Annotated in this window: 29 protein-coding genes; 22 read left to right on the top strand and 7 right to left on the bottom strand. The window is 60.2% G+C overall.

The window, feature by feature from the left end:
* Window positions 1-10: 10 nt before the first annotated feature.
* From B7Y89_RS06540 to pyrE, 3 genes are read right to left on the bottom strand one after another with little or no spacing between them, the layout of a single operon-like run.
* A complete protein-coding gene (locus B7Y89_RS06540; RefSeq protein WP_292936895.1) occupies window positions 11-754 on the bottom strand; it encodes a pyridoxine 5'-phosphate synthase in 744 nt (247 codons plus the stop codon).
* Complete coding sequence (locus B7Y89_RS06545) at window positions 751-1,863, bottom strand: serine hydrolase domain-containing protein (RefSeq protein WP_292936896.1); 1,113 nt, start codon at window positions 1,861-1,863, stop codon at window positions 751-753. Before B7Y89_RS06545 ends, B7Y89_RS06540 begins: the two co-directional genes overlap by 4 nt.
* Before the next feature lie 6 nt (window positions 1,864-1,869).
* The gene (pyrE, locus tag B7Y89_RS06550; protein ID WP_292936898.1) at window positions 1,870-2,451 is read right to left on the bottom strand and encodes an orotate phosphoribosyltransferase; all 582 of its coding nucleotides are present in this window, start codon (window positions 2,449-2,451) and stop codon (window positions 1,870-1,872) included.
* A gap of 267 nt (window positions 2,452-2,718) precedes the next feature.
* Between pyrE and coxB the strand changes: the two genes are divergently transcribed.
* The 15 genes from coxB to B7Y89_RS06625 all read left to right on the top strand — a co-directional run bounded on the left by coxB (window position 2,719) and on the right by B7Y89_RS06625 (window position 14,804).
* Complete coding sequence (gene coxB, locus B7Y89_RS06555; RefSeq protein ID WP_292936900.1) at window positions 2,719-3,747, top strand: cytochrome c oxidase subunit II; 1,029 nt, start codon at window positions 2,719-2,721, stop codon at window positions 3,745-3,747.
* A gap of 30 nt (window positions 3,748-3,777) precedes the next feature.
* Entirely contained in the window at window positions 3,778-5,469 is a 1,692-nt protein-coding gene (gene ctaD, locus B7Y89_RS06560; protein ID WP_292936902.1) for a cytochrome c oxidase subunit I, read from the top strand.
* 189 nt (window positions 5,470-5,658) lie between these two features.
* The gene (locus tag B7Y89_RS06565; protein WP_292936903.1) at window positions 5,659-6,573 is read left to right on the top strand and encodes a heme o synthase; all 915 of its coding nucleotides are present in this window, start codon (window positions 5,659-5,661) and stop codon (window positions 6,571-6,573) included.
* Window positions 6,573-6,743 carry a hypothetical protein gene (locus B7Y89_RS06570; protein WP_292936905.1) on the top strand — a complete coding sequence of 57 codons (171 nt, stop codon included), beginning with the start codon at window positions 6,573-6,575 and terminating at the stop codon, window positions 6,741-6,743. Before B7Y89_RS06565 ends, B7Y89_RS06570 begins: the two co-directional genes overlap by 1 nt.
* A gap of 1 nt (window position 6,744) precedes the next feature.
* Window positions 6,745-7,374 carry a cytochrome c oxidase assembly protein gene (locus B7Y89_RS06575; RefSeq protein WP_292936906.1) on the top strand — a complete coding sequence of 210 codons (630 nt, stop codon included), beginning with the start codon at window positions 6,745-6,747 and terminating at the stop codon, window positions 7,372-7,374.
* 81 nt (window positions 7,375-7,455) lie between these two features.
* On the top strand, window positions 7,456-8,277 hold the full coding sequence (locus B7Y89_RS06580) for a cytochrome c oxidase subunit 3 (protein WP_292937044.1): 822 nt from the start codon (window positions 7,456-7,458) through the stop codon (window positions 8,275-8,277).
* Window positions 8,277-8,660 carry a DUF983 domain-containing protein gene (locus tag B7Y89_RS06585; RefSeq protein WP_292936907.1) on the top strand — a complete coding sequence of 128 codons (384 nt, stop codon included), beginning with the start codon at window positions 8,277-8,279 and terminating at the stop codon, window positions 8,658-8,660. Before B7Y89_RS06580 ends, B7Y89_RS06585 begins: the two co-directional genes overlap by 1 nt.
* A complete protein-coding gene (locus tag B7Y89_RS06590; RefSeq protein ID WP_292936908.1) occupies window positions 8,660-9,226 on the top strand; it encodes an SURF1 family cytochrome oxidase biogenesis protein in 567 nt (188 codons plus the stop codon). Before B7Y89_RS06585 ends, B7Y89_RS06590 begins: the two co-directional genes overlap by 1 nt.
* 62 nt (window positions 9,227-9,288) lie before the next feature.
* Window positions 9,289-10,695: a threonine synthase gene (thrC, locus tag B7Y89_RS06595; RefSeq protein WP_292936909.1), complete on the top strand. Its 1,407-nt coding sequence runs from the start codon at window positions 9,289-9,291 to the stop codon at window positions 10,693-10,695.
* A gap of 5 nt (window positions 10,696-10,700) precedes the next feature.
* Window positions 10,701-11,585 (top strand): class I SAM-dependent methyltransferase, encoded by an 885-nt coding sequence (locus B7Y89_RS06600; RefSeq protein WP_292936911.1) that lies wholly within the window; start codon window positions 10,701-10,703, stop codon window positions 11,583-11,585.
* A 379-nt stretch (window positions 11,586-11,964) separates the two neighbouring features.
* Window positions 11,965-12,339, top strand: coding sequence for a dihydroneopterin aldolase (locus B7Y89_RS06605; RefSeq protein WP_292936913.1), 375 nt, complete (start codon window positions 11,965-11,967; stop codon window positions 12,337-12,339).
* Entirely contained in the window at window positions 12,339-13,103 is a 765-nt protein-coding gene (locus B7Y89_RS06610; RefSeq protein WP_292936915.1) for an SDR family oxidoreductase, read from the top strand. The genes B7Y89_RS06605 and B7Y89_RS06610 overlap by 1 nt, the downstream gene beginning before the upstream one ends.
* A 2-nt stretch (window positions 13,104-13,105) precedes the next feature.
* Window positions 13,106-14,119 carry a GTP 3',8-cyclase MoaA gene (moaA, locus tag B7Y89_RS06615; protein WP_292937046.1) on the top strand — a complete coding sequence of 338 codons (1,014 nt, stop codon included), beginning with the start codon at window positions 13,106-13,108 and terminating at the stop codon, window positions 14,117-14,119.
* 3 nt (window positions 14,120-14,122) lie between these two features.
* Window positions 14,123-14,359 (top strand): MoaD/ThiS family protein, encoded by a 237-nt coding sequence (locus B7Y89_RS06620; RefSeq protein WP_292936917.1) that lies wholly within the window; start codon window positions 14,123-14,125, stop codon window positions 14,357-14,359.
* Between the two features lies 1 nt (window position 14,360).
* On the top strand, window positions 14,361-14,804 hold the full coding sequence (locus B7Y89_RS06625; protein ID WP_292937048.1) for a molybdenum cofactor biosynthesis protein MoaE: 444 nt from the start codon (window positions 14,361-14,363) through the stop codon (window positions 14,802-14,804).
* A gap of 19 nt (window positions 14,805-14,823) precedes the next feature.
* On the opposite strand, the gene B7Y89_RS06630 is transcribed toward B7Y89_RS06625, so the two are convergent.
* Window positions 14,824-15,423, bottom strand: coding sequence for a hypothetical protein (locus B7Y89_RS06630; protein WP_292936919.1), 600 nt, complete (start codon window positions 15,421-15,423; stop codon window positions 14,824-14,826).
* A 191-nt stretch (window positions 15,424-15,614) separates the two neighbouring features.
* Between B7Y89_RS06630 and rplU the strand changes: the two genes are divergently transcribed.
* The 3 genes from rplU (at window position 15,615) to B7Y89_RS06645 (ending at window position 17,013) form a co-directional block, all read left to right on the top strand.
* Complete coding sequence (gene rplU / locus B7Y89_RS06635) at window positions 15,615-15,911, top strand: 50S ribosomal protein L21 (protein ID WP_292936921.1); 297 nt, start codon at window positions 15,615-15,617, stop codon at window positions 15,909-15,911.
* A 24-nt stretch (window positions 15,912-15,935) separates the two neighbouring features.
* Entirely contained in the window at window positions 15,936-16,205 is a 270-nt protein-coding gene (rpmA, locus tag B7Y89_RS06640; RefSeq protein ID WP_292936923.1) for a 50S ribosomal protein L27, read from the top strand.
* Between the two features lie 232 nt (window positions 16,206-16,437).
* A complete protein-coding gene (locus tag B7Y89_RS06645) occupies window positions 16,438-17,013 on the top strand; it encodes a GNAT family N-acetyltransferase (protein WP_292936925.1) in 576 nt (191 codons plus the stop codon).
* A gap of 317 nt (window positions 17,014-17,330) precedes the next feature.
* Here B7Y89_RS06645 and B7Y89_RS06650 read toward each other — a convergent pair whose 3' ends face one another.
* A complete protein-coding gene (locus B7Y89_RS06650) occupies window positions 17,331-18,215 on the bottom strand; it encodes a metal-dependent hydrolase (RefSeq protein ID WP_292937050.1) in 885 nt (294 codons plus the stop codon).
* Between the two features lie 37 nt (window positions 18,216-18,252).
* Here B7Y89_RS06650 and B7Y89_RS06655 point away from each other — a divergent pair, with 37 nt between their 5' ends.
* Window positions 18,253-18,840, top strand: coding sequence for a helix-turn-helix domain-containing protein (locus tag B7Y89_RS06655; RefSeq protein WP_292936927.1), 588 nt, complete (start codon window positions 18,253-18,255; stop codon window positions 18,838-18,840).
* On the opposite strand, the gene B7Y89_RS06660 is transcribed toward B7Y89_RS06655, so the two are convergent.
* On the bottom strand, window positions 18,824-19,549 hold the full coding sequence (locus tag B7Y89_RS06660) for a folate-binding protein (RefSeq protein WP_292936929.1): 726 nt from the start codon (window positions 19,547-19,549) through the stop codon (window positions 18,824-18,826). The genes B7Y89_RS06655 and B7Y89_RS06660 overlap by 17 nt on opposite strands.
* 38 nt (window positions 19,550-19,587) lie before the next feature.
* Here B7Y89_RS06660 and pyrC point away from each other — a divergent pair, with 38 nt between their 5' ends.
* Window positions 19,588-20,622, top strand: a complete 1,035-nt coding sequence (gene pyrC, locus B7Y89_RS06665; RefSeq protein ID WP_292936931.1) for a dihydroorotase — start codon at window positions 19,588-19,590, stop codon at window positions 20,620-20,622.
* Here pyrC and rarD read toward each other — a convergent pair.
* A complete protein-coding gene (gene rarD / locus B7Y89_RS06670) occupies window positions 20,602-21,495 on the bottom strand; it encodes an EamA family transporter RarD (protein ID WP_292936933.1) in 894 nt (297 codons plus the stop codon). The genes pyrC and rarD overlap by 21 nt on opposite strands.
* A 204-nt stretch (window positions 21,496-21,699) precedes the next feature.
* Between rarD and B7Y89_RS06675 the strand changes: the two genes are divergently transcribed.
* Complete coding sequence (locus tag B7Y89_RS06675; RefSeq protein WP_292936935.1) at window positions 21,700-22,134, top strand: glycine zipper 2TM domain-containing protein; 435 nt, start codon at window positions 21,700-21,702, stop codon at window positions 22,132-22,134.
* A 106-nt stretch (window positions 22,135-22,240) separates the two neighbouring features.
* The gene (locus tag B7Y89_RS06680; protein ID WP_292936937.1) at window positions 22,241-22,471 is read left to right on the top strand and encodes a hypothetical protein; all 231 of its coding nucleotides are present in this window, start codon (window positions 22,241-22,243) and stop codon (window positions 22,469-22,471) included.
* Window positions 22,472-22,489: the final 18 nt, after the last annotated feature.

The following is a 22,489-nucleotide window of genomic DNA, read 5'->3' on the forward strand; positions in this document are numbered from 1 at the left end:
GCAAGGTATCTCACCGCGCATCGTCCATCAAATCGCGCATCCGCCGCACGGCTGATTCCAGCCCGACAAAGATTGCCTCACCGATCAGATAGTGCCCGATGTTCAGTTCGGCCAGTTGCGGGATGGCGGCAATCGGCTGGACGTTTTCATAGGTCAGGCCGTGCCCCGCGTGGGGTTCAATGCCGTTGCGTGCCGCCAATGCTGCCATGTCGGCAATGCGTTTAAGCTCCACCGCCACCGCTTCGCCTTCGGCATGGGCATATTCGCCGGTATGGAGTTCCACCACCGGCGCGCCCAACTTCATCGCCGCTTCGATCTGGCGCGGTTCGGGTGCGATGAACAGGCTTACACGGATTCCGGCGTCGGTCAGGCGTGAGACAATCGGTGCCAGACGGTTGTGCAGTCCTGCGGCATCAAGCCCGCCCTCGGTCGTGCGTTCCTCGCGCCGTTCGGGCACGATGCAGGCGGCGTGGGGGCGATGGCGTAGCGCTATTTCGACCATCTCGTCGGTTGCGGCCATCTCAAGGTTCAGCGGCAAGTTTGTCGCGGCTTGAATGCGGGCCAGGTCCTCGTCGCGGATATGGCGCCGGTCCTCGCGCAAGTGCGCGGTTATGCCATCGCCGCCCACACTGGCAACGATTTGCGCCGCGCGCACGGGATCGGGATGATCCCCGCCGCGGGCGTTACGGATGGTGGCGACGTGATCGATGTTCACGCCCAAACGGAGGCGGGGTGGGGTATGGAGAGGTGTCAAAGCGGGGTTCCTGTCGCACACAAGGCGGCGCGCATCACGTCATGGGTGATGCCCGCCTGCTGCCAAATCTCGCCAAAGGCAGCTTCGGCCTCGGCGCGGTTCGATGTCATGATGATCACCATGTCCAGATCTGGCAGGATGATATTGCGCAGTACCACACCGCCAATAAAGCCGCGCCGCTCGACAATGCGAACAGGCGTGTTGCCGCAATCCTTCAGGGGCACGCTAAACGACCACTGGCCCAGCGCGGCAAAGCCATATTCGGGCTTGCCGTCCCACATCACGTTCCGCTCTGTCTTCGGCAACAGCTTGCCGGTCATCAGTGCGCGATCAAAGGCGAGCAGATCATGGGTTGTCCCATAAAGCGCGCCCGCAGCGCCGAAATTCTCAAGCCGGAACGCTGATGATTCAGGTTTCCCTCCGATAAAGCCTGCTACCGTGGGGTCTGCTCGGGGGAACAGGCCGATGCTGGTTAGGCCGAGCGGCTGTGTGATGCGTTCGGCAATCAAGGCGGCGTAAGACTTGCCGCTGGTTGCCTCGATCACCGCTCCCATCATGATGAAATCGCAATCACCGTAAAAGAATCCGGACAGCGGTTCTCGGGCAGTTGGCCCTTCGCACCAAGTCCGCCCGGTTTCCGGGGTGCCGGGGTCAACGATATAAAAGGTTGACCAATCGTCCCTACCGATAGGGCCGTCTTCGGTCCGCGGCAGTCCGGAGACGTGCTGCATCAGCATCCGCGAAGTGATGCGGTTTGCATAGGGTGCCTTGCTGTCAGGCAGGTAGCGCGTGATCGGTGCATCAAGATCGAGCCGTCCAGCTGCGACTTCCTGCATGGCGATAGTGGCGGTGATCTGCTTGGTCACCGATGCCCATCGCCAAACCGCGCCCAACTGGTGCAGGGCAGTGCCGCCGGGGGCGTATGTGCCGATCGTGCTTTCGAATATGATCCTGTCGCCGCGCGCGATCAGGATCGTGCCGGGCGCGGCGTCGGGGTTTAGTGCGGTGGTTATCGCTGCAACATCCAGCTTCGGCGGCGCTGCGGGCTGCGCGTTGGCCGAAACGGATACCAACGTCAGCAGCGCCGCAAATCCAAGGAACCTGGTCATGCGCGCCTATTCCTTCCGGCTGCCAGGCTTGATTGCAGGCGTCGCGGCCAGTTCGGCGGGCAATTCGTCCGGGGCGTATGTGGGGAAGTTCAAGGCCACCAGCGGGAAGAACGGTACGCCAAGGTCAACCGCGCCTGCCGAACGGTCGATCAGTGACGCAGCAGCGATGACTTCGCCGCCAGCGGCTTCAATCGCGGCAATGGCCTCGCGGCTGGAAAGGCCGGTGGTGACGACGTCTTCGACCATCAGTACCTTGTCGCCGGGGTTCAAAGAAAAGCCGCGGCGCAGTTCGAATGTGCCTGTCGGGCGTTCGACGAACATTGCTTCAACACCCAGCGCGCGACCCATTTCATGGCCGATGATGACGCCGCCCATGGCCGGAGCCACAACCTTCTGGATCTGCGCACGAATGTCGCGCGGCAGTTTTTGGGCGATTGCTACTGCCAGCCGGGATGCGCGCATCGGGTCCATCAGTACGCGGGCACATTGCAGGTAATGGGCGCTATGCCGCCCTGACGAGAGGAGGAAGTGCCCTTCCAACAAGGCTTGGCTGGCGCGGAATTCGGAAAGAATGTCGTCTTCGAGCATGGGGCACCTGAAGGTCATGAATGTGCCTGCGCAAATGGCGGTTGCGCAAGGCTGCGGCAACTCTTTTCGACAGTGCTGGTTGGTGGTCGAAAGGGCATTGCCCGAATGGGTGTGCGGTTGCGCGGAAAAATATGCATCCAACCGCTTGAGGCTTATTACAAGCGCGCGTATAGGCCGGACCATTCGAAGGACTTAGACACGGCGTGAAAGCGCCATTTGGTGCAGCGTGCAAGCGCTCGCAAACAGGGAAAAGCGGAAACTTAGACGATGAGTCTTGCTGATACCGCCCGCTCCATGGGCAAAGCAATTAGGACCCTTGGCGTTGTTGCCGCACTGACGTTGGGAACGCAGGCTTTTGCCGCTGCACCCGTTGCGCCGGTTGCCGCTGCGGCGCCTGTGGTTGCCGCACCTGATTCGGCAGCGCCTGCTGCTGATGCAGCCGCCGCAACCGTTGATAAGGGCTACTACGTTCCCATGAAACCGACGCCTGGCAAAGGTCAGCCGGTTGACAAGGGGTGGACCTTCCAGGACCAGTATTCGGACACCGGCGAACAAGCGCTGTGGATGCACGACTATCTGCTGATGCCGGTAATCGTCGTCATCTCGCTGCTGGTACTGGGCCTGCTGTTTGTAGTGATGGCCAAGTTCAACAAGCGCGCCAATCCGGTCGCTTCGAAAACCAGCCACAACACGCTGATCGAAGTGGTCTGGACTCTGGTTCCGGTGTTGATCCTTGTGGTCATTGCGGTTCCATCGATCCGCCTGCTGGCCAACCAGTATGAACCGGCACCCAAGGGCGCAGTCACTGTCAAGGTGACCGGCTATCAGTGGTATTGGGGCTATACCTACCCTGACAACGGCGGCTTCGAAGTCATTTCGAACATGTTGTCGGACGCTGATGCGCTGAAAGCTGGTGAGCCTTCGCAGCTTGCCGTGGACAACCGAATGGTCGTCCCTGCCGGCGAGCCGATCCGCATCCAGACCATCGGTTCGGATGTAATCCACGCATTCGCGGTGCCTTCGCTGTGGTTCAAGCTTGACGCTGTGCCCGGCCGCATCAACGAAAAGGTGCTGATCATCAAGGAGCCGGGTCTTTATTACGGCCAGTGCTCCGAACTGTGCGGTGCCCGTCACGGCTACATGCCAATCGCGGTCGAAGCACTGCCGCGTGACAAGTTCGAGGCTTGGGTGAAGACCCAACCCGGCGGTACGGTTGGTCCTGCGGCGGAAACCGCTGCTGCACCTGCTGCCCCCGCCCCGGCTGCTGACGCTGCTCCTGCAGCGCCTGCGGCCTGACGCTAGGTTAATGGACAAGGTTTGACCGATATGGCCACCATACCCGCAAACGAAGGCTTCGATGCGCACGATCATGCGCACGATCACGATCATGACCACAAGCCGGGCTTTTTCGCCCGCTGGTTCATGTCAACCAACCACAAAGATATCGGTACGCTGTACCTGATCTTTGCAATTTTCGCAGGCGTCATCGGTGGTGCCGTTTCCGGCATCATGCGTGCCGAACTGGCGCAGCCGGGCATCCAGTACCTCGGCTATTTCGCTGATCTTCTGGGCACTGCGAACCCGACTTTTGACCAGCAGCTCCACCTGTGGAACGTGCTGATCACGGCTCACGGCCTGATCATGGTGTTCTTCATGGTCATGCCAGCCATCATCGGCGGCTTTGGCAACTGGTTTGTTCCGATCATGATCGGCGCACCGGACATGGCCTTCCCGCGCATGAACAACGTGTCGTTCTGGCTGACCTTCGTGGGCTTCTGTTCGTTGATGATGTCGGCGTTCATGCCCGGCGGCACCGGTCAGGGCGCTGGCACGGGCTGGACGGTCTATGCACCGCTTTCCACCTCGGGCTCGGTTGGTCCTGCTGTTGATTTCGCCATCTTCTCGCTTCACCTTTCGGGCGCAGGTTCGATCCTTGGTGCGGTGAACTTCATCACCACCATCTTCAACATGCGCGCGCCGGGGATGACCCTGCACAAGATGCCGCTGTTCGTATGGTCGGTGCTGGTCACCGCGTTCCTGTTGCTGCTGGCTCTGCCGGTTCTGGCTGCTGCCATCACCATGCTGCTGACAGACCGCAACTTCGGCACGACCTTCTTTGATCCTGCTGGCGGCGGGGACCCCGTCCTTTACCAGCACTTGTTCTGGTTCTTCGGCCATCCCGAAGTTTATATCATGATCTTGCCGGGCTTCGGCATCATCAGCCAGATCATCTCGACCTTCTCGAAGAAGCCCGTGTTCGGTTACCTCGGGATGGCATACGCCATGGTCGCCATCGGCGTGGTCGGGTTCATCGTGTGGGCACACCACATGTACACCACCGGTCTCGACGTAAACACCAAGATGTACTTCACCGCCGCCACCATGGTGATCGCAGTGCCTACCGGCATCAAGATCTTCTCGTGGATTGCGACGATGTGGGGCGGCAGCCTTGAATTCAAATCGCCAATGGTATGGGCGATGGGCTTCATCTTCCTGTTCACCGTCGGCGGCGTGACCGGCGTTGTGCTTGCCAATGGCGGCATCGACGATAACCTGCACGACACGTACTACGTTGTTGCCCACTTCCACTACGTGCTGTCGCTGGGTGCGGTCACATCGCTCTTCGCCGGGTTCTTCTACTGGTTCCCGAAGATGAGCGGCCGGATGCACTCCGAATTCCTCAGCCATTTGCAGTTCTGGGTATTCTTCATCGGCGTGAACACCCTGTTCTTCCCGATGCACTTCCTGGGTGTTCAGGGTATGCCACGTCGTTACCCGGACTATGCGCAGGCATATTCTTACTGGAACGAAATTGCATCGTACGGCTATGTCATCATGGCTGCGTCGATTGTGATCTTCTTCGTCAACATGGCCTATGCTTTCCTTGCCGGGAAAAAGGCTGTGGGCAATTATTGGGGCGAAGGCGCGACGACGCTGGAGTGGACTTTGTCTTCACCACCGCCGTTCCACCAGTTCGAAACCCTTCCCGTGATCGACGACGCTGCGCACGCGCACTGAGTTCGATCCCACGAATGAAAACAGGCCTCCGGGGAAACCCGGGGGCCTTTTTCGTTGTTGGAAGCAAGCTTGACCGTCTGGATGAAGCGATCAAAACATGCCTTGAAGCGCATAAGCTTCCGATCATTCACCGACTCGTCCCCTTTCGCTTTCCTCTCGCTCAAAGCGCAGGTATAGGCCCGGCCAATCATGCACACAGGCCAAACCCTTCCGCTCCCCGCCGATTGGCGCGATTTCTTTGCGCTGACCAAGCCGCGCGTGATGACTTTGGTGATTTTCACCGGCATTTGCGGGCTGTTTGCTGCGCCGGGCCACATCCACCCGGTCATCGGCTTCACCGCGATCCTTTGTATCGCAGTGGGCGCAGGTGGCGCTGCTGCGCTGAACCAGTGGTGGGAGGCTGATCTTGACGCAGGGATGAAGCGTACCGCCGCGCGCCCGGTACCTTCGGGCCGTATGGTTGCCACATCTGCGCGTGATTTCGGCTTTGTGCTGTCGGGCGGTTCTGTTTTGACAATGGGACTTGGCGTCGGTTGGCTGGCCGCTGCTATCCTCGCGTTTTCAATATTTTATTATGCCTGGATCTACACTGTCTGGCTTAAGCCGCGCACCCCGCAGAACATCGTGATCGGTGGCGGAGCAGGGGCCTTTCCTCCCCTGATCGGGTGGGTTGCCGTCACTGGTGACATCACATTGATGCCGGTGCTGCTGTTCGCCATCATCTTTATGTGGACCCCGCCACACTTCTGGGCACTCGCCCTGTTTGTGCAGATCGATTATGCGAAAGTGGGCATACCGATGATGCCTGTTGTTGCCGGAGAGCGGTCAACCCGCCACCAGATTGCGGCTTATGCCGTGGCGTTGCTGCCGGTTACGCTGGCGCCGTGGTGGATTGGCGGAGCAGGAATTATCTACGGCTTGTCTGCGCTTGCGTTGGGCTTGGTGTTTGTTGCCCTGTCCATCAAGGTTGGCATGCGGGTGTCTGTACCGGGTGACGGCATGCTGCCTGAAAAGCGGCTGTTCGGGTATTCGATACTCTATCTTTTCGTTTTGTTCGGCATGTTGGTCGTAGACCGCGTGGCCACGGTACAAGGCTGGTTGTAATGATTGAACCGCAAAAGTTTGAGCCGATGACGCGCGAGCAGACGGAACTTTATCGCAAGCGCCAACGCGGCCGCAACAAGGTGCTCGGCATCGTCCTGATATCCTTCGCGATCCTGTTCTTCGCCATTTCGATCGTAAAAATCACAGCGCAGACGGGCGGAGCCGGTTGATATGAGCGCGCGCGTTATTGCCGATCCGCGCAAGAACCGGCGTGTCGGACTTCTGGCAGCGGGCGGCGCTGTGGCAATGCTGGGGCTGGGCTATGCCTCTGTGCCCCTTTATCGTCTGTTTTGTCAGGTGACCGGTTACGGCGGCACAACGCAGCGTGCGGATGCGGTGACCGCATCGGGCATCAAGGTTGCCGCTAAAGTTGTGACAGTGCGTTTTGACGCCAATGTCGCCAAGACCTTACCTTGGGAATTCAAGCCAGAACAGATCAAGCAGGACCTAAAGCTGGGTGAGCGGAAGATCGCAACCTATCGCGCGCGCAACCTGACAGGCCGGACGATTACCGGCACGGCGATGTTTAACGTTTCGCCCGAACAGGCTGGCAAGTATTTCAATAAAATCCAGTGCTTTTGCTTCACCGAACAAAAGCTGTTGGCAGGACAAGATGTTCGCATGCCGGTGATCTATTATGTTGATCCCGCGATCCTTGATGATCCGGCAGCCAAAAACATCGAAGAGATCACGCTGAGCTACACCTTTACCGAAACAGCCGAGTCTGCCGCCGCTGCGCTTGAGAAGCCCATTGCACTATCGATGGAAAAGCCTCTGGACCCGGCGCGAGTGCGGCGATAAAGGCCACCAATACCAGCGGTTCGAACCTAGCGTTCGATCCACACTTACATGACCAGACTTGACTGGGGGATTTCGACGATCATGGCCGGCGCTAAGAACCACGATTATCACATTCTGCCGCCCGACATCTGGCCGGTTGTCGGCGCATTTTCGGCGTTGATCATGGCTACGGGCGGCGTCTTCTGGATGCACGACATGGCTGGTGGCACCGCCACATTTTTCCTCGGCCTGCTGGGCGTGATCGTCACGTTCTTTTCGTGGTGGGGCAAAGTCATCAAAGAAGCGCATGCGGGCGATCACACGCCGGTTGTGCAGCTTCACCAGCGTTATGGCATGATCCTGTTCATCGCTTCCGAAGTGATGTTCTTTGTCGGCTGGTTCTGGGCCTTCTTCGATTTCTCGCTGTTCCCTTCGGAACTGGCCGAATCGGTTGCCGGCCAATGGCCGCCAAAGGCAATTGAAGCTGTGATGGATCCGTTCGATCTGCCATTGCTCAACACGCTGATCCTGCTCTGCTCAGGCACCACGCTCACCTGGGCGCACCACGCGCTGATCCATGGTGATCGCGATGGCCTCAAGAAGGGCCTGTGGGCCACGATCATCCTCGGCCTCGTGTTCTCGGCCATCCAGGCTTACGAATATTCGGTTGCACCGTTCGCATTCGGCGTGAACACGTTCGGATCGTCGTTCTACATGGCAACCGGCTTCCACGGCTTCCACGTGGTCGTGGGCACGATCTTCCTGATCGTTTGCCTGATCCGCGCTTACAAGGGCCACTTCACCCCGCGCCAGCACTTCGGTTTCGAAGCAGCGGCCTGGTACTGGCACTTCGTTGACGTGGTGTGGCTGTTCCTGTTCGTCGCCATCTATGTGTGGGGCAGCTGGGGCTATCCGGTCCACTGATGCCAAACGGCGAAAGCCCCAAAGGCAATCGCAACACGAAGGGGCAGCCGGGAATTACCCAGGCTGCCCTTTTCGGTTTGTGTCCCTGCTGCGGCCAGCGCGGCTTGTGGGATGGCCCGGCGAATCTGGTGGACCGATGCAACGCTTGCGGGCAAGAGTTTGGGCGGTTTGAGCCCAAGGGCAGGGGTCTTTACCTCGTTGTCCTGCCGGTCACCGTGTTGTTGATCTTAGCCTCGTTAAAGCTGGACGAAGCGGTGCAGTTGCCCGTGTGGGTGCTGGTCGCACTGTGGGGTATTGTCGTACCTGTCGCGGTGATCGGCGCGCTGCGCATTGCCAAAACGATCGTGCTGATGGCGCGGCTGCAAAAGGGAAAGCTGTTGTGATGCGCCGTGTGCCAGTTTTGCCAACGATCATTGTGCTGATTGCCGTAGGTGTGATGATTCGTTTGGGGCTTTGGCAACTTGATCGGATGCATGAAAAGGACGCGATGTTGGCGCGCTATGCAGCGGCGCAAGCGTCCTCTGCTGCCGTGTCGTTCCCAAAAGAGCCTGACGAGGTTGAAGCTGCGCTCTATCATCGCTCGTCCATTGATTGCGTTTCTGCCGCCAGTCCCACGTCGCGGTCTGGCCGGAATGCCAAGGGCGATGCAGGGATCGCGCAAATCGTCACATGCAAGACCGCAACCGGCAGCAACGTCGAGGTTGTCCTCGGCCTTGCACAGTCACCGGCAATCGTGCCGTGGAGAGGAGGCAAAGTGACCGGATGGATTGCGCCCGGCCCCAAGCTGATTGCCGATCCGCCGCAAGCCGGACTCGCCGCCAGCGCGCGCCCCGATCCGAATGATATCCCCAACAACCATCTCGCCTATGCGGTGCAGTGGCTATTCTTCGCGCTCGTCGCGCTCGCGATCTATGCCATCGCCCTGCGCAAACGGTGGCGAGAGCGGTGATGTCCGCCGCATCATCCAGAATCCTTGCCACAAGCGCCCCCTATCGCTAACCGCCCATTCCCATGAAGTACGTCAGCACACGGGGGAAGGCGCCCTCGCTCGATTTTCAGGGCGTCACGCTCGCAGGCCTTGCCTCGGATGGCGGGCTTTACGTGCCCGAAACGTGGCCGCAGTTCAGCGCCGACGAGATCGCTGCGATGGCCGGGCTGCCTTACGCGCAACTGGCGCAGAAGATCATGCTGCCCTTCGTTGGCGATTGCCTGACGCCCGAACGCCTGCTGGAATTGTGTGAAAAGGCCTATGGCCGCTTCGCCCATGCCGCTGTTGTCCCGCTCAAGCAGCTCGATGAAACGCAATGGGTGCTCGAACTGTTCCACGGCCCCACCTTGGCGTTCAAGGACGTGGCCCTGCAATTGCTCGGCCTGCTGTTCGAGGAATTTCTGGCGCGGGGTGACGATCATCTGACCATCGTTGGCGCAACGTCCGGCGATACCGGCTCTGCCGCGATTGATGCAGTGGCGGGCCGTGCCAAAGTCGATATCTTCATGCTTCACCCGCATGGCCGCGTGTCCGATGTGCAGCGCCGCCAGATGACCACGGTAATCGCGCCCAACGTCTATAACATCGCCATTGATGGCAGCTTTGACGATGCGCAAGCCACGGTGAAGCGCATGTTCAATGATGCCGCCATCACTGGCCGGTTCGGCATTGCGGCGGTCAATTCGATCAACTGGGCGCGGTTGATGGCGCAAGTGGTCTATTACTTCTACGCCGCGCTGCAATTGGGTGCGCCCCAGCGCAAGGTCGCGTTTTCGGTCCCCACCGGCAATTTCGGCGATGTGTTTGCAGGCTATGCCGCAGCCAAGATGGGCTTGCCCATCGAACGGCTGATCGTGGCGACAAACGTCAACGACATCCTGCACCGCGCGCTCTCGACCGGCGATTACTCGGCCAGCACGGTTACCGCTACCGCTGCACCATCGATGGACATTCAGGTGTCATCCAACTTTGAACGCCTGCTGTTTGATGGCTGCGGGCGCGATGGTGCAGCCCTGGCCGAACAGATGCGCACGTTCGAGGCGACCAAGGCAATCCAGCTTACCAACGCGCAGCGCGAATCATCGGCCGCGCTGTTCAGTTCTGCCCGCGCCGATGCAGGCGATATGGCCAACGCCATGCGCTGGGCTTACGAGGCGTGCGGCGAAGTGCTGGATCCGCACACCGCCATCGCGCTTCACGCAGCGCGCGTGGCACAGGGCATTCCAGCAGGCGTCCCCATCGTTACACTGGCAACGGCGCATCCTGCCAAGTTCGTCGATGCGGTTGAGCGCGCGACCGGCCTGCGCCCCGGCTTACCCGCCCGCGTGGGTGACCTGTTTGACCGCGAGGAACGCTGCGATCATCTGACCGGCGGCTACGATGAAATCGCCGCTTACGTTACGTCACGTGCCACGGCCCGGAACGGCTGAGCCCGATGGCGACGCTTGATGTCCAGCCAAAGCTGATGATCGGTGCGGGCTGGGACGATTTCGCCCTGCTCGATTCGGGCAATGGCCGGAAGCTGGAGCGTTATGGCAAATATCGCTTCATCCGGCCCGAAGCACAGGCCCTGTGGAGCCCGAACATTCCCGAATGGCCTGCCGATGCCGAATTTGTGCCGGGTTCGGACGAAGACGGCGGCGGCCGCTGGCAATACAACGGCCCTGTCCCGCGCGATGGCTGGGAACTGGGGCGCGGCGATGTGCGCTTCCAGGCATCGTGCACGCCGTTCCGGCACCTCGGCTTCTTCCCCGATATGGCCCCGGTGTGGGACTGGATGGGCGAGCAACTTGGCGACAAGACCGACGCTTCGACCCTCAACCTGTTCGGTTACACCGGTGTCGGCACACTCTCGCTCAGCCAGTATGGCCCCGTAACCCACGTTGACGCTTCCAAGAAGTCCGTAGCCCAGGCTCGCGTCAATGCCGAGCTTTCCGGCATGGCTGACCGGCCTGTGCGCTGGATCGTGGATGATGCGGCCAAGTTTGCCGCGCGCGAAGTGCGCCGGACGAAGCGTTATGACGGCATTATCCTCGATCCGCCCAAGTTCGGGCGCGGCCCTGATGGCGAAGTGTGGCGGCTCGAAGAAAACCTGCCGAACCTCATCGCCGATTGCGCACAATTGCTCGATGCCGATAGCCGCTTCCTGTTCCTCACGGTCTATGCCGTGCGCATGTCCTCGCTCGCCATCGCCGGACTGCTCGCCGAGGCGCTCAAGCACTTGCCCGGCACCATCGAACACGGCGACTTGTCGATTCGCGAAGAAGGCCCGCATGGACGTTTGCTGCCGACTGCGATCTTCGCGCGCTGGAGGATTTAACGCGCGGATTGATTTCAGTAGCCGGTTCTGCTACTCAAAATGAACCAAACGACATTGGCTCTTGCCATTGGATCAAACCCCTACCGTTGCAGCGGTGGGGGTTTCTTCGTTTGGGGGATGCGTTGCAGCGCACCCCCCGCCCGTTAGCCTCTCTTGCGGCCAGCCACTTCAACCACCTTTAAAACAAGGGTGGCAAAAGCGAACAAGACCCCAAGGAAAAGGCACAAGTCACCAAACGACATTGGCAGTTCTCCATTGGATCGCGGCAAAAGCACCGCATCGCTCTTGAAGCAGAAAATCGAAACGCTGGCTATTTCGCTTCGCGACAACGCAAAAGCCGTGTGGACAAGGCGAGCGCGCAGTGTCAGACGCGCGAACCATGTCAGACACCCTGATCCTCGAAGTCGCCAATCTTGAAACCGATGTCCTGACCGGGATCTATTCGGAGGAGACGGGCCGTCCGCAGCCTTTGCGCATTTCTATGCGTGTCGGCCTCAAAGTGCAGGACCGCTACACGCCCGATTGCCCGCTTACCGCCAGCAAGAATTACATGGACCTCAAATTCGCGGCGAGCGAAGGCTTGCCCGAGGGGGTGCATTTCAAGCTGATCGAAGCCGTGGCAGACCACATTTGCGAAACGCTGTTCTTGCAGGATGATCGGATTATGTGGGTCGAGGTGAAGATCGTGAAGCTGGCGATCAGCGAAAACGGTGAAGAAATCGGGATCACCCTCACGCGTCAGCGTCGCGCCTGATGGCTGACATGCGCCCGCTGGCACTTGTTACTGGCGGTTGGAAGCGGATAGGCGGTGCCATTGCGCGCAAGTTGGCAACCGAAGGCTGGGACTTGGCGCTTCATGCCCACCGCGCGACCACATTCGATGCCGAATTCAAGGCGCAACTGGAATGGCTGGGCGCAGCGGTTTATCCCGTTGCGGGCGATCTTGATGATCCGGCGTTCGCCCCGCGCCTGATGGACGAAGTGGCAACCCTTGCGGGCCGTTCGCCCGATTTGCTTGTCAACTCCGCTTCACTATTTCACGATGACCGCGCCGATACGATCACCAGCGCCGAACTGGAGCAGCACTTCCGCGTCAATCTGTTCGCCCCGCTTTTGCTGACGCGCGCCTTTGCTGAAGCCCTGGGCGATCGCAACGGCAGCGTGGTCAATATCCTTGATCAGCGGGTGATGAACCCGGTGCCCGACCAGATAAGTTATACCCTTTCAAAACAGGCGCTACATGCCTCGGTGCGCACATTGGCCCGCGCAATGGCCCCGCGCGTGCGAATCAATGGTGTGGCCCCCGGCCTGATCTTGCCCACGTCCGACTACGATGCCGCACAGTGGCAGCGGTTGGAAGACATCATGCCGCTCAAGCGCCTGCCCGGAGCAGACGAAATCGCCGATGCCGTCTACTATCTGGCACAGGCGCGTTCGGTCACCGGACAGACTATTTTCGTCGATGCGGGCGCAAACCTTGAATCTTACCCGCGAGACTTCGTATACATGGAGAAGTGAGTATCACCTCTCCCACCGCCAGGGCGCCCCTGATTGACCGTTTTGCGCGGCGAATCACGTATCTGCGCTTGTCGGTGACGGACCGTTGCGATCTGCGCTGCGCCTATTGCATGCCTGAGCGCATGGAGTTTCTGCCTCGCGCCGAAGTGCTCACGCTGGAAGAAATGCACCGGCTGGCACTCGCCTTCATCGAACGCGGCGTGCGCAAGATCCGGCTGACCGGCGGTGAGCCACTGGTCCGGCGTGACATGATCCAGCTGGTGCAGGCGCTGGGCCGCAAGCTGGGGGATGGCCTTGACGAGCTGACCCTTACCACCAATGGCACCCGCCTTGCCGAATTTGCCGATGATCTGGCGGCGGCGGGTGTCAAACGCATCAACGTATCGCTCGATACGCTGGACCGCGCCGCTTTTGCCAGCCTCGCACGCCGTGACATGCTGCCGCAAGTGCTGGAAGGCATCGCCGCAGCCAAGGCGGCGGGTCTCAAGGTCAAGATCAACGCCGTCGCGCTCAAGGACATCAACGAGGCCACGCTGCCCGACCTCATCACATGGGCGCATGGTGAAGGCCATGACGTAACGTTGATAGAAGTCATGCCCTTGGGCGAAGTCGAGGGCGACCGCTTCGACCATTACCTGCCCTTGGATGCGGTTCGCCGCGATCTGGAAAAGCGCTGGACGCTGACGCCAAGCGATGCCCGCTCTGGCGGGCCCGCGCGCTATGTCGATATTGCGCAAACCGGCGGGCGGCTTGGCTTTATCACGCCGCTGACGGGCAATTTCTGCGAAGGGTGCAACCGCGTACGCGTGACCGCCACGGGCCAGCTTTACATGTGCCTTGGCGGCGAAGGCCGGGTTGATCTGCGCGCTGCGCTGCGGTCTGAAAACCCTGATGAGCAATTGGCCCGTGCGTTTGCCCGCGCGATGGGCGAAAAGCAGGAGCGCCATTCCTTTGTGATTGACCGTCCCGGCGGCGCACCCGCTGTTTCGCGCCACATGTCCACCACCGGCGGCTAAGCCATGGCCAGACTGATATTCCTGGGGCGGCTTGAGGACATCGCGGGCACCGGCGAAATGTCCGTTGCATCCGGCCCTGTCGAACATATCCTTGCCGCACTTGATCCTGCACTCGCCGTGCAATTGCTGGGCGAAAAAGTGCGGATGGCGCTCAATGGGCGTTTGCTCACCGATATGGGCGGGATTGTGCTGGGCGAGGATGATGAACTGGCGTTTCTGCCGCCGGTAAGCGGTGGCTGATATGGCCGATGTGCGCTTGGCCGAATCGGCGCTGGACCCTGTGGCTGAAATTGCCGCGTTCAATGCCAAGCATCCAACATCCGGCGGGATCGTCACCTTCCTTGGGCAAGTGCGCGAAGGCGGCGGTGTAGAGGCGCTGGAGCTTAAGCACTATGGTCCGATGACACTTCCCGGCATGGTGGAACTTGCGCGCATCACGCAGGCGCGCTGGCCGCTTGAGGGGCTGTTGATCGTGCACCGCAGCGGGGTAATGTTGCCCGGCGATCCGATAGTGCTGGTTGCCGCCGCCGCGCGCCATCGCCGCGATGCTTTTGAGGCGGCCGATTTCGCGATGGACCACCTTAAAAGCGAAAGCTGGTTCTGGAAGCGGGAAAAAACTGCCGATGGATGGCGCTGGATCGAACCGCGTGAACAGGATCACGACGATCTGGAGCGCTGGCGGTAGGCCCGATAGTAAACCTAGCTTAGCCCGCCAAACGGCCAAGTAGCGAATCGATCACACTCGTCTCGCTCGCTGCCAAAGCCTCGACTTCCGCCCGCGTCTCACGCACGGCCTTGAAGTCCGCCTCAGCGCCGTCAGCCACGAGATTGCTCGCCTGCACTTCCAGCCGGTCCAGATCGGCCAGCGGAAGGCCGAGGCGAGAGCGTGCCGATTCGAGGCCTGCCACTGCCACTGATGCCACCGACCATGCCTCAGCGCCCTTCGCAGCGCCCGCAGCGGCACTTACCGCGCGGGTCGCGGCAGCTTGGCGCGTGAGAAACATCTCATGTGCCTCGCGCGCAGCAGAGCGCAGGCTGGCAAGCCGCTCTGTCAGGCCTTCGGAAACGCCCGGTTGGGGGATTGGTGCGGCTTGTGCTGCCCGCGCCGAGGCATAGATATCCTCAGCCGGTCGCCGTGCAAGCGAAGGAAAATCGGACCTTGGCGCACAGCCGCCTGAAAGTACGGTGAGACTCGCGATTGCGAGAAGAGCGAGGTGGGGATTGCACTTTGCCATGGCCGCGCCATAGCATGGCTGGTAAGTCTCGCCAGCGTAACCTTCAGCGATTACCCAGCAGATCTGCATTTTCAGGGCGATCCACGCATCAGTCGGCATTGACACAAGGCGGGGGTTGGATTATCCGCCCCCTTCTTTCCGGGGCCCCACATTCGTGCGGGGAAACGGTATGTTGCCCGCTGTCAGCGATTCGCAGGCGTAGGGTGCCTCAAGTGGATCGCCATGGGCAACCTTGGCATTTGGAACGGATAGTAGAAACCATGTTCGCAATCGTGCGCACGGGCGGCAAGCAGTATCGGGTTGCCGCCGGAGACAAGATCGCGGTCGAAAAGCTGGCTGGTGAAGCCGGTGATACGATCACGTTGGGTGATATTCTTCTTGCCGGTGAAGGCGATACCCTCGCTGACGCTGCTGCGATCACGGTTTCGGCCGAGATCATTGCACAGGCGAAGTCGGAAAAGGTGATCGTTTTCAAGAAGCGTCGCCGTCACAACTATCGTCGCAAGAACGGCCACCGCCAGCAGATGACCCTGCTGCGCATCCTGTCCGTCGCCTAAGCGAACAGTTCGGAGTTATTCGAGATGGCACATAAGAAAGCAGGCGGCTCTTCGCGCAACGGTCGCGACTCAGCAGGCCGCCGCCTTGGCGTTAAGAAGTTCGGCGGTCAGGAAGTGATCGGCGGCAACATCATCATCCGTCAGCGCGGCACCCGCGTATATCCAGGCGTCAACGTCGGTATGGGCAAGGATCACACCCTGTTCGCACTGACCGAAGGTCGCGTGCGTTTCCACGGTGGCAAGCTTGACCGCAAATATGTTTCGGTCGACGTGATGGCGCAAGCAGCAGAATAACCGGATGGTCGTTCAAAGGGCCGTCCCGATGGGGTGGCCCCGCCAATCGTTGCTGATTGGCCGATAGAGGGAGAGGGCCCAGCCCGTCTCCCTCTTTTCATGTCTCCCTCAGACTCACATGCCACAGCGCCCTGACGCGATTAAAAATCGTTTGGGCGCAAGGCGCAACATGGCTGTCACTTCAATCGCTTAACGGCGCTGAGAGGTGAGGGGCCGAGGTTAGGAGACTGAGATGTTCATTCGCAGCGAACGGCTGTTCCTGCGGCCCAGCTGGCCGGAAGACTGGGCCGAGCTTCACGCATTGCTCGACGACGAAGCTATTGTCCGCAACCTTGCGTGCGCGCCGTGGCCTTATGGTCCGGACGAAGCCCGCAGTTTTGCCGCCAGCGCTCAGGGCATGCGTCATCCACAGTTTTTTGTTACGCTCCCCGGTGCAACTGGTACGCGGCTGATCGGCTGCGCCGGTCTGGCTGAAGAGGATGGCGAAACCGTGATCGGCTATTGGATCGCGCGCCAGCATTGGAACAACGGTTATGCCACTGAAGCGGTCCGCGCGCTGCTCTCTCTGGCGCCAACGCTTGGCCATCGGCGTATTGTCGGTCGCCATTTCATAGATAATGCAGCATCAGCCCGGGTTTTGTCGAAGATCGGCTTTCGCCCGACCGGAGAGATTCGCTTGAGGCGCAGCGCTGCCCGGCCCCAAGCCGAACCGACTGTGATGCATGCGATTGATTTATGTCCGGCAACGCAAAGCGACGGGCCGGAAGATGGCGGGTTCAATCCGATGCGAACCTTGCGCGCGGCGTAAAAGAGCAACAACTCACCCTGCGCGCAAGCGGGGTGGGCGCTGCAGCGCTCCGAAAACAGCGTTGCAGGTTTCACGCAGAGACGCGGAGAAGAAGTTGAGGCGCAGAGATGTCAGGCCGGGCCGCAAGGCCACCTGAAAATCCAGCCTCGCACCAACCGCGACGTTCTGGTCCGGAAAGCGGCTTCGCCATCAAACCTGCCCCCTTTGCGGCTCCACTTCTTCTCTGCGTCTCTGCGTAAGACCCTCAAGTCCCGCGGGCGAAATCAGTCGCAGCAAGGAAGGCACAAAGTACCGACCGCCGATACGACCTCTCGCAACTATCGCCCCATCACCGCGTCGGGAAATTCGCTGTCCATCTTGGCGATCAGCGCCCGGTCATCATGCTGCCACGGATGGAAGCCGGGCATGAAATAGCTGAGCCATGCGGGGAATACGCGGCGTACAACGCCCGGCTTCCAGAGCAAATAGGCTGCCAGACGCCACTTCCACTTTGCCCCGGTCAGACCGTCCTGCGCCAGCAGATCCAGCGTATCTTCAACGCGATGGGTGAAGAAGTTCTTGGTCACGATCACCATCATCAGCGATTTGACCTTCCAGCGCTTGAACCGGCTCCAGCCCCGGGTTGCATGCAGCCAGGTGTCATATGCCACACCCTTGTGCTCGATTTCCTCCATCGCATGCCAGCGCCACATATTGGCGGCTTCCTGTTCGGCTCCGGCGAAGTGAGCGGGGTTGGCGAGGAATTCGTGCGCCATCATCGCGGTATAATGTTCCAGCGCCATCGTGGCGGCCAGATTGACGATGACCGGACGATCCTTGGTCAGGGCCAGCATTTCTTCGACGCGCTTGTCGATCTTGGCGATGTCATAGCCCGCCGCTTCGGCCATGCGGTTGAATGCGACATGTTCGCGCGTGTGATTGATTTCCTGTTTGATGAAGGCGCGAATCTCGGCCTCCAACTTGGGCGGCGCTCCATCGCGGTGGGCCTTGACCGATTCGATGAAGAACGCCTCGCCCCGGGGGAACGTTGCAGACAGCGCGTTGTGCCATGCTGTTGCCACGGGATCGTTGTTCAGCCACCAACGTCCGGGGGGCGCGTTGCGGCCAAACCGGCGGTCACGGATCGTGATCGTCAGGTCATGAGGCGTGGGCACCGTCTTGCCGGAAGCTGCGGTGCGCTCTAGGGCGATAGCGGGGGTCATGGCTGTCATGAGCGATAATTTAGGCGTGCTTACACCAATGTCAATAAGGAAGCGTCTTCCGCCCGAAGAAAGCCGTATGGCTGCGCTTGAAGCCGCGCGCGGACTGTTGGTGGAAACCGGGCCGCAAGCGGTGACGCTTAAAGCCGTGGCCGGACGAATCGGGCGTACGCACGCGAACCTGCTACACCACTTCGGATCAGCGTCCGGTCTACAAAAGGCTCTGGCAAAACACTTAGCAGAAACCATCTGCGCCACGATTCGCGAAGCCGTGATTGCCAGCCGTTCTGGCATTGGCAGCCCGCGCGACGTCGTTGACCTGACGTTTGACGCCTTCGGGAAAGAGGGTGCTGGCGCACTTACCTCGTGGATGCTGCTTTCGGGCAATGAAGACGCGCTCGACCCCATCGTTGATACGATTCATGATCTGGTGGTCGATCTGGACGAATATGGATCGGATACCCAGCGCAGCAACACTTTGGCGCTTGTCCTCATGGCACTGGGTGATGCGTTGATGGGTGGCCCATTGGCAGGCGCACTTAACCTGCCGCGCGAGGCCGGGCGCGATCGCGCCGAAAAAATGCTGGTTGAAGGTATGCAGGCCGCCCCGATCATTCCTGAGGGGTAAGGTCCATCCATGCAGGCGCAAGATCGGCGGGTATAGCGTCAACTCGCCGGTGATCCACCGCCAATCCCAATGCTGGATAGGCAACGCGCCGTCGCGATTCGTCTGAACGCTCCAGTGGCACCACCAGCAAGCGCCGGTTGACCTTCTGCCGCCAGTTCATCCGGGCGGTGTTTTCCTGGCCGACATAGCAGCCCTTGGTGAAGCTGACCCCGTTCAGATCGACCGCGTTGCATTCCAGCCACAACACGTCGCCCAGTTCGGCCTGCCCTTCGGTAACGCCAAGAGACAAGCGGTGCGCGGTCCAGGCGTCATCGGCTGGCGTGTCCGAATTACTCACCGGAGCGATCCAGCGCTGCCCCAGCGCGGCAAGCCGTGGGTCGCGCGCGCCGGCATCGCCCATGTGATTCGCCCAATGCACTGCCAGATCATCTGCCCGCGCGATGCCGATTTTCCGGCGCAGGCGGTACAGTGTCAGCCGCTTGGCCAAGGCATCTGCAGCGCTCGCCTCACAATCCAGCAGCAAGCCATCCCCGTCCGGCCACACCAGAAAATCGAACAGCACTTTGCCTTGGGGTGAAAGCAGCCCGGCCCAGACGGGCAAAACGCCCTTCACGTCATTGGTCACCAGCCCTTGCAAGAACGCGGCCACGTCCTCTGCGGGATATTCGGGGGAAAGGCGGATCAGCGCGCGCTCGAAAAGACGGGTCATGGCTGGAACATAGGAAGCCGCACCGCTAAGGGGAAGGGATGACTGAAACGCTGACGATCCGCCGCCCCGATGATTGGCACGTACACTTGCGCGACAATGGCCTGCTTAAAGGCGTTGTCCCGTACACGGCGCGCCAGTTTGCCCGCGCCATCGTCATGCCCAATCTGTCGCCGCCGATGACGGACGTTGCCGGTGTCGCCGCTTATCGGGATCGGATTCTTGCCGCACGGCCTGAAGGCAGCGATTTTACGCCGCTGATGACGCTGTACCTGACCGATGGCACTGATCCTGCCGAAGTGGAACGCGGCTTTGCATCGGGCACGTTCGTTGCCGCCAAGCTTTACCCCGCCCACGCCACCACCGGTTCGGCCCATGGGGTGACGGACATCCGCAACATCTATCCGGTGCTGGAAAAGATGCAGGCCATTGGCATGCCGCTGCTGATTCACGGTGAAGTAACCGACAATCACGTCGATATATTTGACCGCGAAGCCGTGTTCATCGAACGGACGTTGTTGCGTCTTGTGGCCGATATGCCCGCGCTCAAAATCGTGTTTGAACATATCACCACGCAAGAAGCGGCGGATTTCGTCGAAGGTTCAGGCGAGACAATTGCCGCGACGATCACCCCGCAGCACTTGCACATCAACCGCAACGCCATGCTGGTTGGCGGGATCCGTCCCCACGCATTCTGCCTGCCCGTGGCCAAGCGTGAAAAGCACCGTCTGGCCCTGCGCAAACTTGCTACTTCAGGATCATCCCGCGTCTTTCTCGGCACGGATACCGCGCCCCATGCCAAGCATTTGAAAGAAGCGTCGTGCGGCTGCGCGGGGATATTCAACGCGCCCTATGCGCTTGAAAGCTATGTCACTGTCTTTGACGATGAAGGCGCGCTCGACAAATTCGAAGCTTTTGCCTCGCTCAATGGCCCGGCGTTTTATGGCTTGCCGGTGAATGACGCGACGATCACCCTTGAGAAAGCGCCGATCACCGTGCCAGATACCGTGGACGCCAACGGCACCATCATCGTGCCGTTCCATGCGGGCGAAACGCTACGCTGGCGCTTGGCCTGAACGGCGCAGCATGTCCCAACTGTAAAGCGCGATTGCTGCCCAGATCAGCGCAAAACACGCCAGCCGTGTGTTATCCAGCGTTTCGCCAAACACGGTCAGGCCCAGAACGAAGCTGATCGTGGGCGCAAGAAACTGAACAAAGCCAAGCGTCGACAATGGCATAGCGCGTGCTGCGACAGCAAACAGCAGCAGCGGGACTGCTGTGGCTATCCCGGATGCCAGTAACAGCAACGTGTCCGAATCATCTTTGCCAAGGCTTGAACCTTGCGGCGATTCTGACGCCAGAAAGACGATCATGATCGCGGGCAAAAGGAGCAGTGCAGTCTCAACGGTCAAACCGGGGACGGAACTGACCGGGGCTTGCTTGCGCACAAATCCGTAAAACGCAAAAGTGAATGCAAGCGACAGGGCGATTGCCAAAGTGTCGAGGGCGCCAGCCAGCAACAGCGCAATACCAAGCCCGGCCAGTGCTACGGCGGCCCATTGCACCCGGCTCAACCGCTCGCCCAGAAGCATCGTGCCCAACAGCACATTGATGAGCGGATTGATGTAATAGCCAAGGCTTGTCGCCAGCACGTGGCCGCTGTTGATTGCCATCACATAGATCAGCCAATTCGCACCGATCAGCCCCGCGCTTAATGCCAACTGCCCAAGCACGCGGGGATTTTTCAAGGCGGCAAAGACTTCGGCGGCCTGCTTTCGCACGGCAATGATCACAAGGCAGACGGGCACTGTGAACACCACGCGCCAGCCGACCAGTTCGAAGGGTGGTACGGCATGCAATGCCCGAAAATACAGCGGGAGCAGGCCCCAACAGACATAGGCTGCGATCGCGGCTGTCAATCCGCGTCGCAATGCGGGCGTATGGTTCATAATTCTGCCTTGGCAGCATCGCAGAGACACGCCAAGCCCCTTTGCAAACACGATTTGTCGCTACTAGCGCTCGCTTTATCGCAATTTCCAATTCTGACGCTTCGGTTGCGGATCGTTCAGGTTGCGACGCGTAAACATGAACCAACGAAAGCTTCAGGACGATCTCGGACAGCCCGGTGCGTCCTCAATAAGAGGAGAAGGCCCATGTTCAATCTCAAGAATGCAGCCCTCGCATTGATCGCAGTCTCGACTGTTGCAACCGCTGTTCCTGCTGTTGCCGCCACGGCTTCGCACGGCCCATCGGCAGTCGTTGCCACCCAATGGCAGGGCTGGGATGATGATCGCTACGAAGGTCGCCGGGATTGGCGTGATGGCCGCCGCGATAACCGTCGCGATTGGCGCAATGATCGCCGTGACTGGCGCGGTGATCGTGCATCGTGGCGGGGCAATGATGGCCGCGACTACTGCCGCCGCTCGGATGGCACCACGGGCTTGCTGGTCGGTGGCGCAGCGGGGGCCTTGCTGGGCCGCGAAGTAGCAGGCCGTCGCGGTGATCGCACGCTTGGCGCCGTTCTGGGCGCTGCCGGTGGCGCGCTGCTCGGTCGTGAAGTTGACCGTGGCGGATCACGCTGCCGCTAAACCGGATCAGCCACCCTTCGGGTCGTATCGCAGGGTCGGTCAAGGAGCGCTTTCTCTAAGGGAAAGCGCTCCTTTTTATTAACCATACTTGCGGTAATACTGTCGCATGATTTTGCCGCGCTTGATCTTGCTGATGCTTATGCTGTCATTGGCGGCGTGTGGCGCGGCACCTGCCCAGCAAGATGGCGAGGCGCTTGACCCTGTGATGGCCGAGGCTTTGGAAGGGCAATTGCTGGTTGATCCTGACCTTACCCAGCAAAACATGCGCAATATGGCAGTGATTCCCGGCGGTCCGGTTGATCCGGCTCTGCCGTTCCCCAATCCCGCGGAAAAGTAGGGCGTAGAGTCAGGGCTT

Origin of the sequence: Novosphingobium sp. 32-60-15 (assembly GCF_002280675.1) — a bacterium.
Classification (GTDB): Bacteria; Pseudomonadota; Alphaproteobacteria; order Sphingomonadales; family Sphingomonadaceae; genus Novosphingobium.

Excerpts from the sequence above, each read along its gene's own strand:
- B7Y89_RS06545 (WP_292936896.1), bottom strand. The coding sequence starts at position 1,863 with ATGACCAGGTTCCTTGGATTTGCGGCGCTGCTGACGTTGGTATCCGTT.
- pyrE (WP_292936898.1), bottom strand. The coding sequence starts at position 2,451 with ATGCTCGAAGACGACATTCTTTCCGAATTCCGCGCCAGCCAAGCCTTG.
- coxB (WP_292936900.1), top strand. The coding sequence starts at position 2,719 with ATGAGTCTTGCTGATACCGCCCGCTCCATGGGCAAAGCAATTAGGACC.
- ctaD (WP_292936902.1), top strand. The coding sequence starts at position 3,778 with ATGGCCACCATACCCGCAAACGAAGGCTTCGATGCGCACGATCATGCG.
- B7Y89_RS06565 (WP_292936903.1), top strand. The coding sequence starts at position 5,659 with ATGCACACAGGCCAAACCCTTCCGCTCCCCGCCGATTGGCGCGATTTC.
- B7Y89_RS06570 (WP_292936905.1), top strand. The coding sequence starts at position 6,573 with ATGATTGAACCGCAAAAGTTTGAGCCGATGACGCGCGAGCAGACGGAA.
- B7Y89_RS06575 (WP_292936906.1), top strand. The coding sequence starts at position 6,745 with ATGAGCGCGCGCGTTATTGCCGATCCGCGCAAGAACCGGCGTGTCGGA.
- B7Y89_RS06580 (WP_292937044.1), top strand. The coding sequence starts at position 7,456 with ATGGCCGGCGCTAAGAACCACGATTATCACATTCTGCCGCCCGACATC.
- B7Y89_RS06585 (WP_292936907.1), top strand. The coding sequence starts at position 8,277 with ATGCCAAACGGCGAAAGCCCCAAAGGCAATCGCAACACGAAGGGGCAG.
- B7Y89_RS06590 (WP_292936908.1), top strand. The coding sequence starts at position 8,660 with ATGCGCCGTGTGCCAGTTTTGCCAACGATCATTGTGCTGATTGCCGTA.
- thrC (WP_292936909.1), top strand. The coding sequence starts at position 9,289 with ATGAAGTACGTCAGCACACGGGGGAAGGCGCCCTCGCTCGATTTTCAG.
- B7Y89_RS06600 (WP_292936911.1), top strand. The coding sequence starts at position 10,701 with ATGGCGACGCTTGATGTCCAGCCAAAGCTGATGATCGGTGCGGGCTGG.
- B7Y89_RS06605 (WP_292936913.1), top strand. The coding sequence starts at position 11,965 with ATGTCAGACACCCTGATCCTCGAAGTCGCCAATCTTGAAACCGATGTC.
- B7Y89_RS06610 (WP_292936915.1), top strand. The coding sequence starts at position 12,339 with ATGGCTGACATGCGCCCGCTGGCACTTGTTACTGGCGGTTGGAAGCGG.
- B7Y89_RS06620 (WP_292936917.1), top strand. The coding sequence starts at position 14,123 with ATGGCCAGACTGATATTCCTGGGGCGGCTTGAGGACATCGCGGGCACC.
- B7Y89_RS06625 (WP_292937048.1), top strand. The coding sequence starts at position 14,361 with ATGGCCGATGTGCGCTTGGCCGAATCGGCGCTGGACCCTGTGGCTGAA.
- B7Y89_RS06630 (WP_292936919.1), bottom strand. The coding sequence starts at position 15,423 with ATGCAGATCTGCTGGGTAATCGCTGAAGGTTACGCTGGCGAGACTTAC.
- rplU (WP_292936921.1), top strand. The coding sequence starts at position 15,615 with ATGTTCGCAATCGTGCGCACGGGCGGCAAGCAGTATCGGGTTGCCGCC.
- rpmA (WP_292936923.1), top strand. The coding sequence starts at position 15,936 with ATGGCACATAAGAAAGCAGGCGGCTCTTCGCGCAACGGTCGCGACTCA.
- B7Y89_RS06645 (WP_292936925.1), top strand. The coding sequence starts at position 16,438 with ATGTTCATTCGCAGCGAACGGCTGTTCCTGCGGCCCAGCTGGCCGGAA.
- B7Y89_RS06650 (WP_292937050.1), bottom strand. The coding sequence starts at position 18,215 with ATGACCCCCGCTATCGCCCTAGAGCGCACCGCAGCTTCCGGCAAGACG.
- B7Y89_RS06655 (WP_292936927.1), top strand. The coding sequence starts at position 18,253 with ATGTCAATAAGGAAGCGTCTTCCGCCCGAAGAAAGCCGTATGGCTGCG.
- B7Y89_RS06660 (WP_292936929.1), bottom strand. The coding sequence starts at position 19,549 with ATGACCCGTCTTTTCGAGCGCGCGCTGATCCGCCTTTCCCCCGAATAT.
- pyrC (WP_292936931.1), top strand. The coding sequence starts at position 19,588 with ATGACTGAAACGCTGACGATCCGCCGCCCCGATGATTGGCACGTACAC.
- rarD (WP_292936933.1), bottom strand. The coding sequence starts at position 21,495 with ATGAACCATACGCCCGCATTGCGACGCGGATTGACAGCCGCGATCGCA.
- B7Y89_RS06675 (WP_292936935.1), top strand. The coding sequence starts at position 21,700 with ATGTTCAATCTCAAGAATGCAGCCCTCGCATTGATCGCAGTCTCGACT.
- B7Y89_RS06680 (WP_292936937.1), top strand. The coding sequence starts at position 22,241 with ATGATTTTGCCGCGCTTGATCTTGCTGATGCTTATGCTGTCATTGGCG.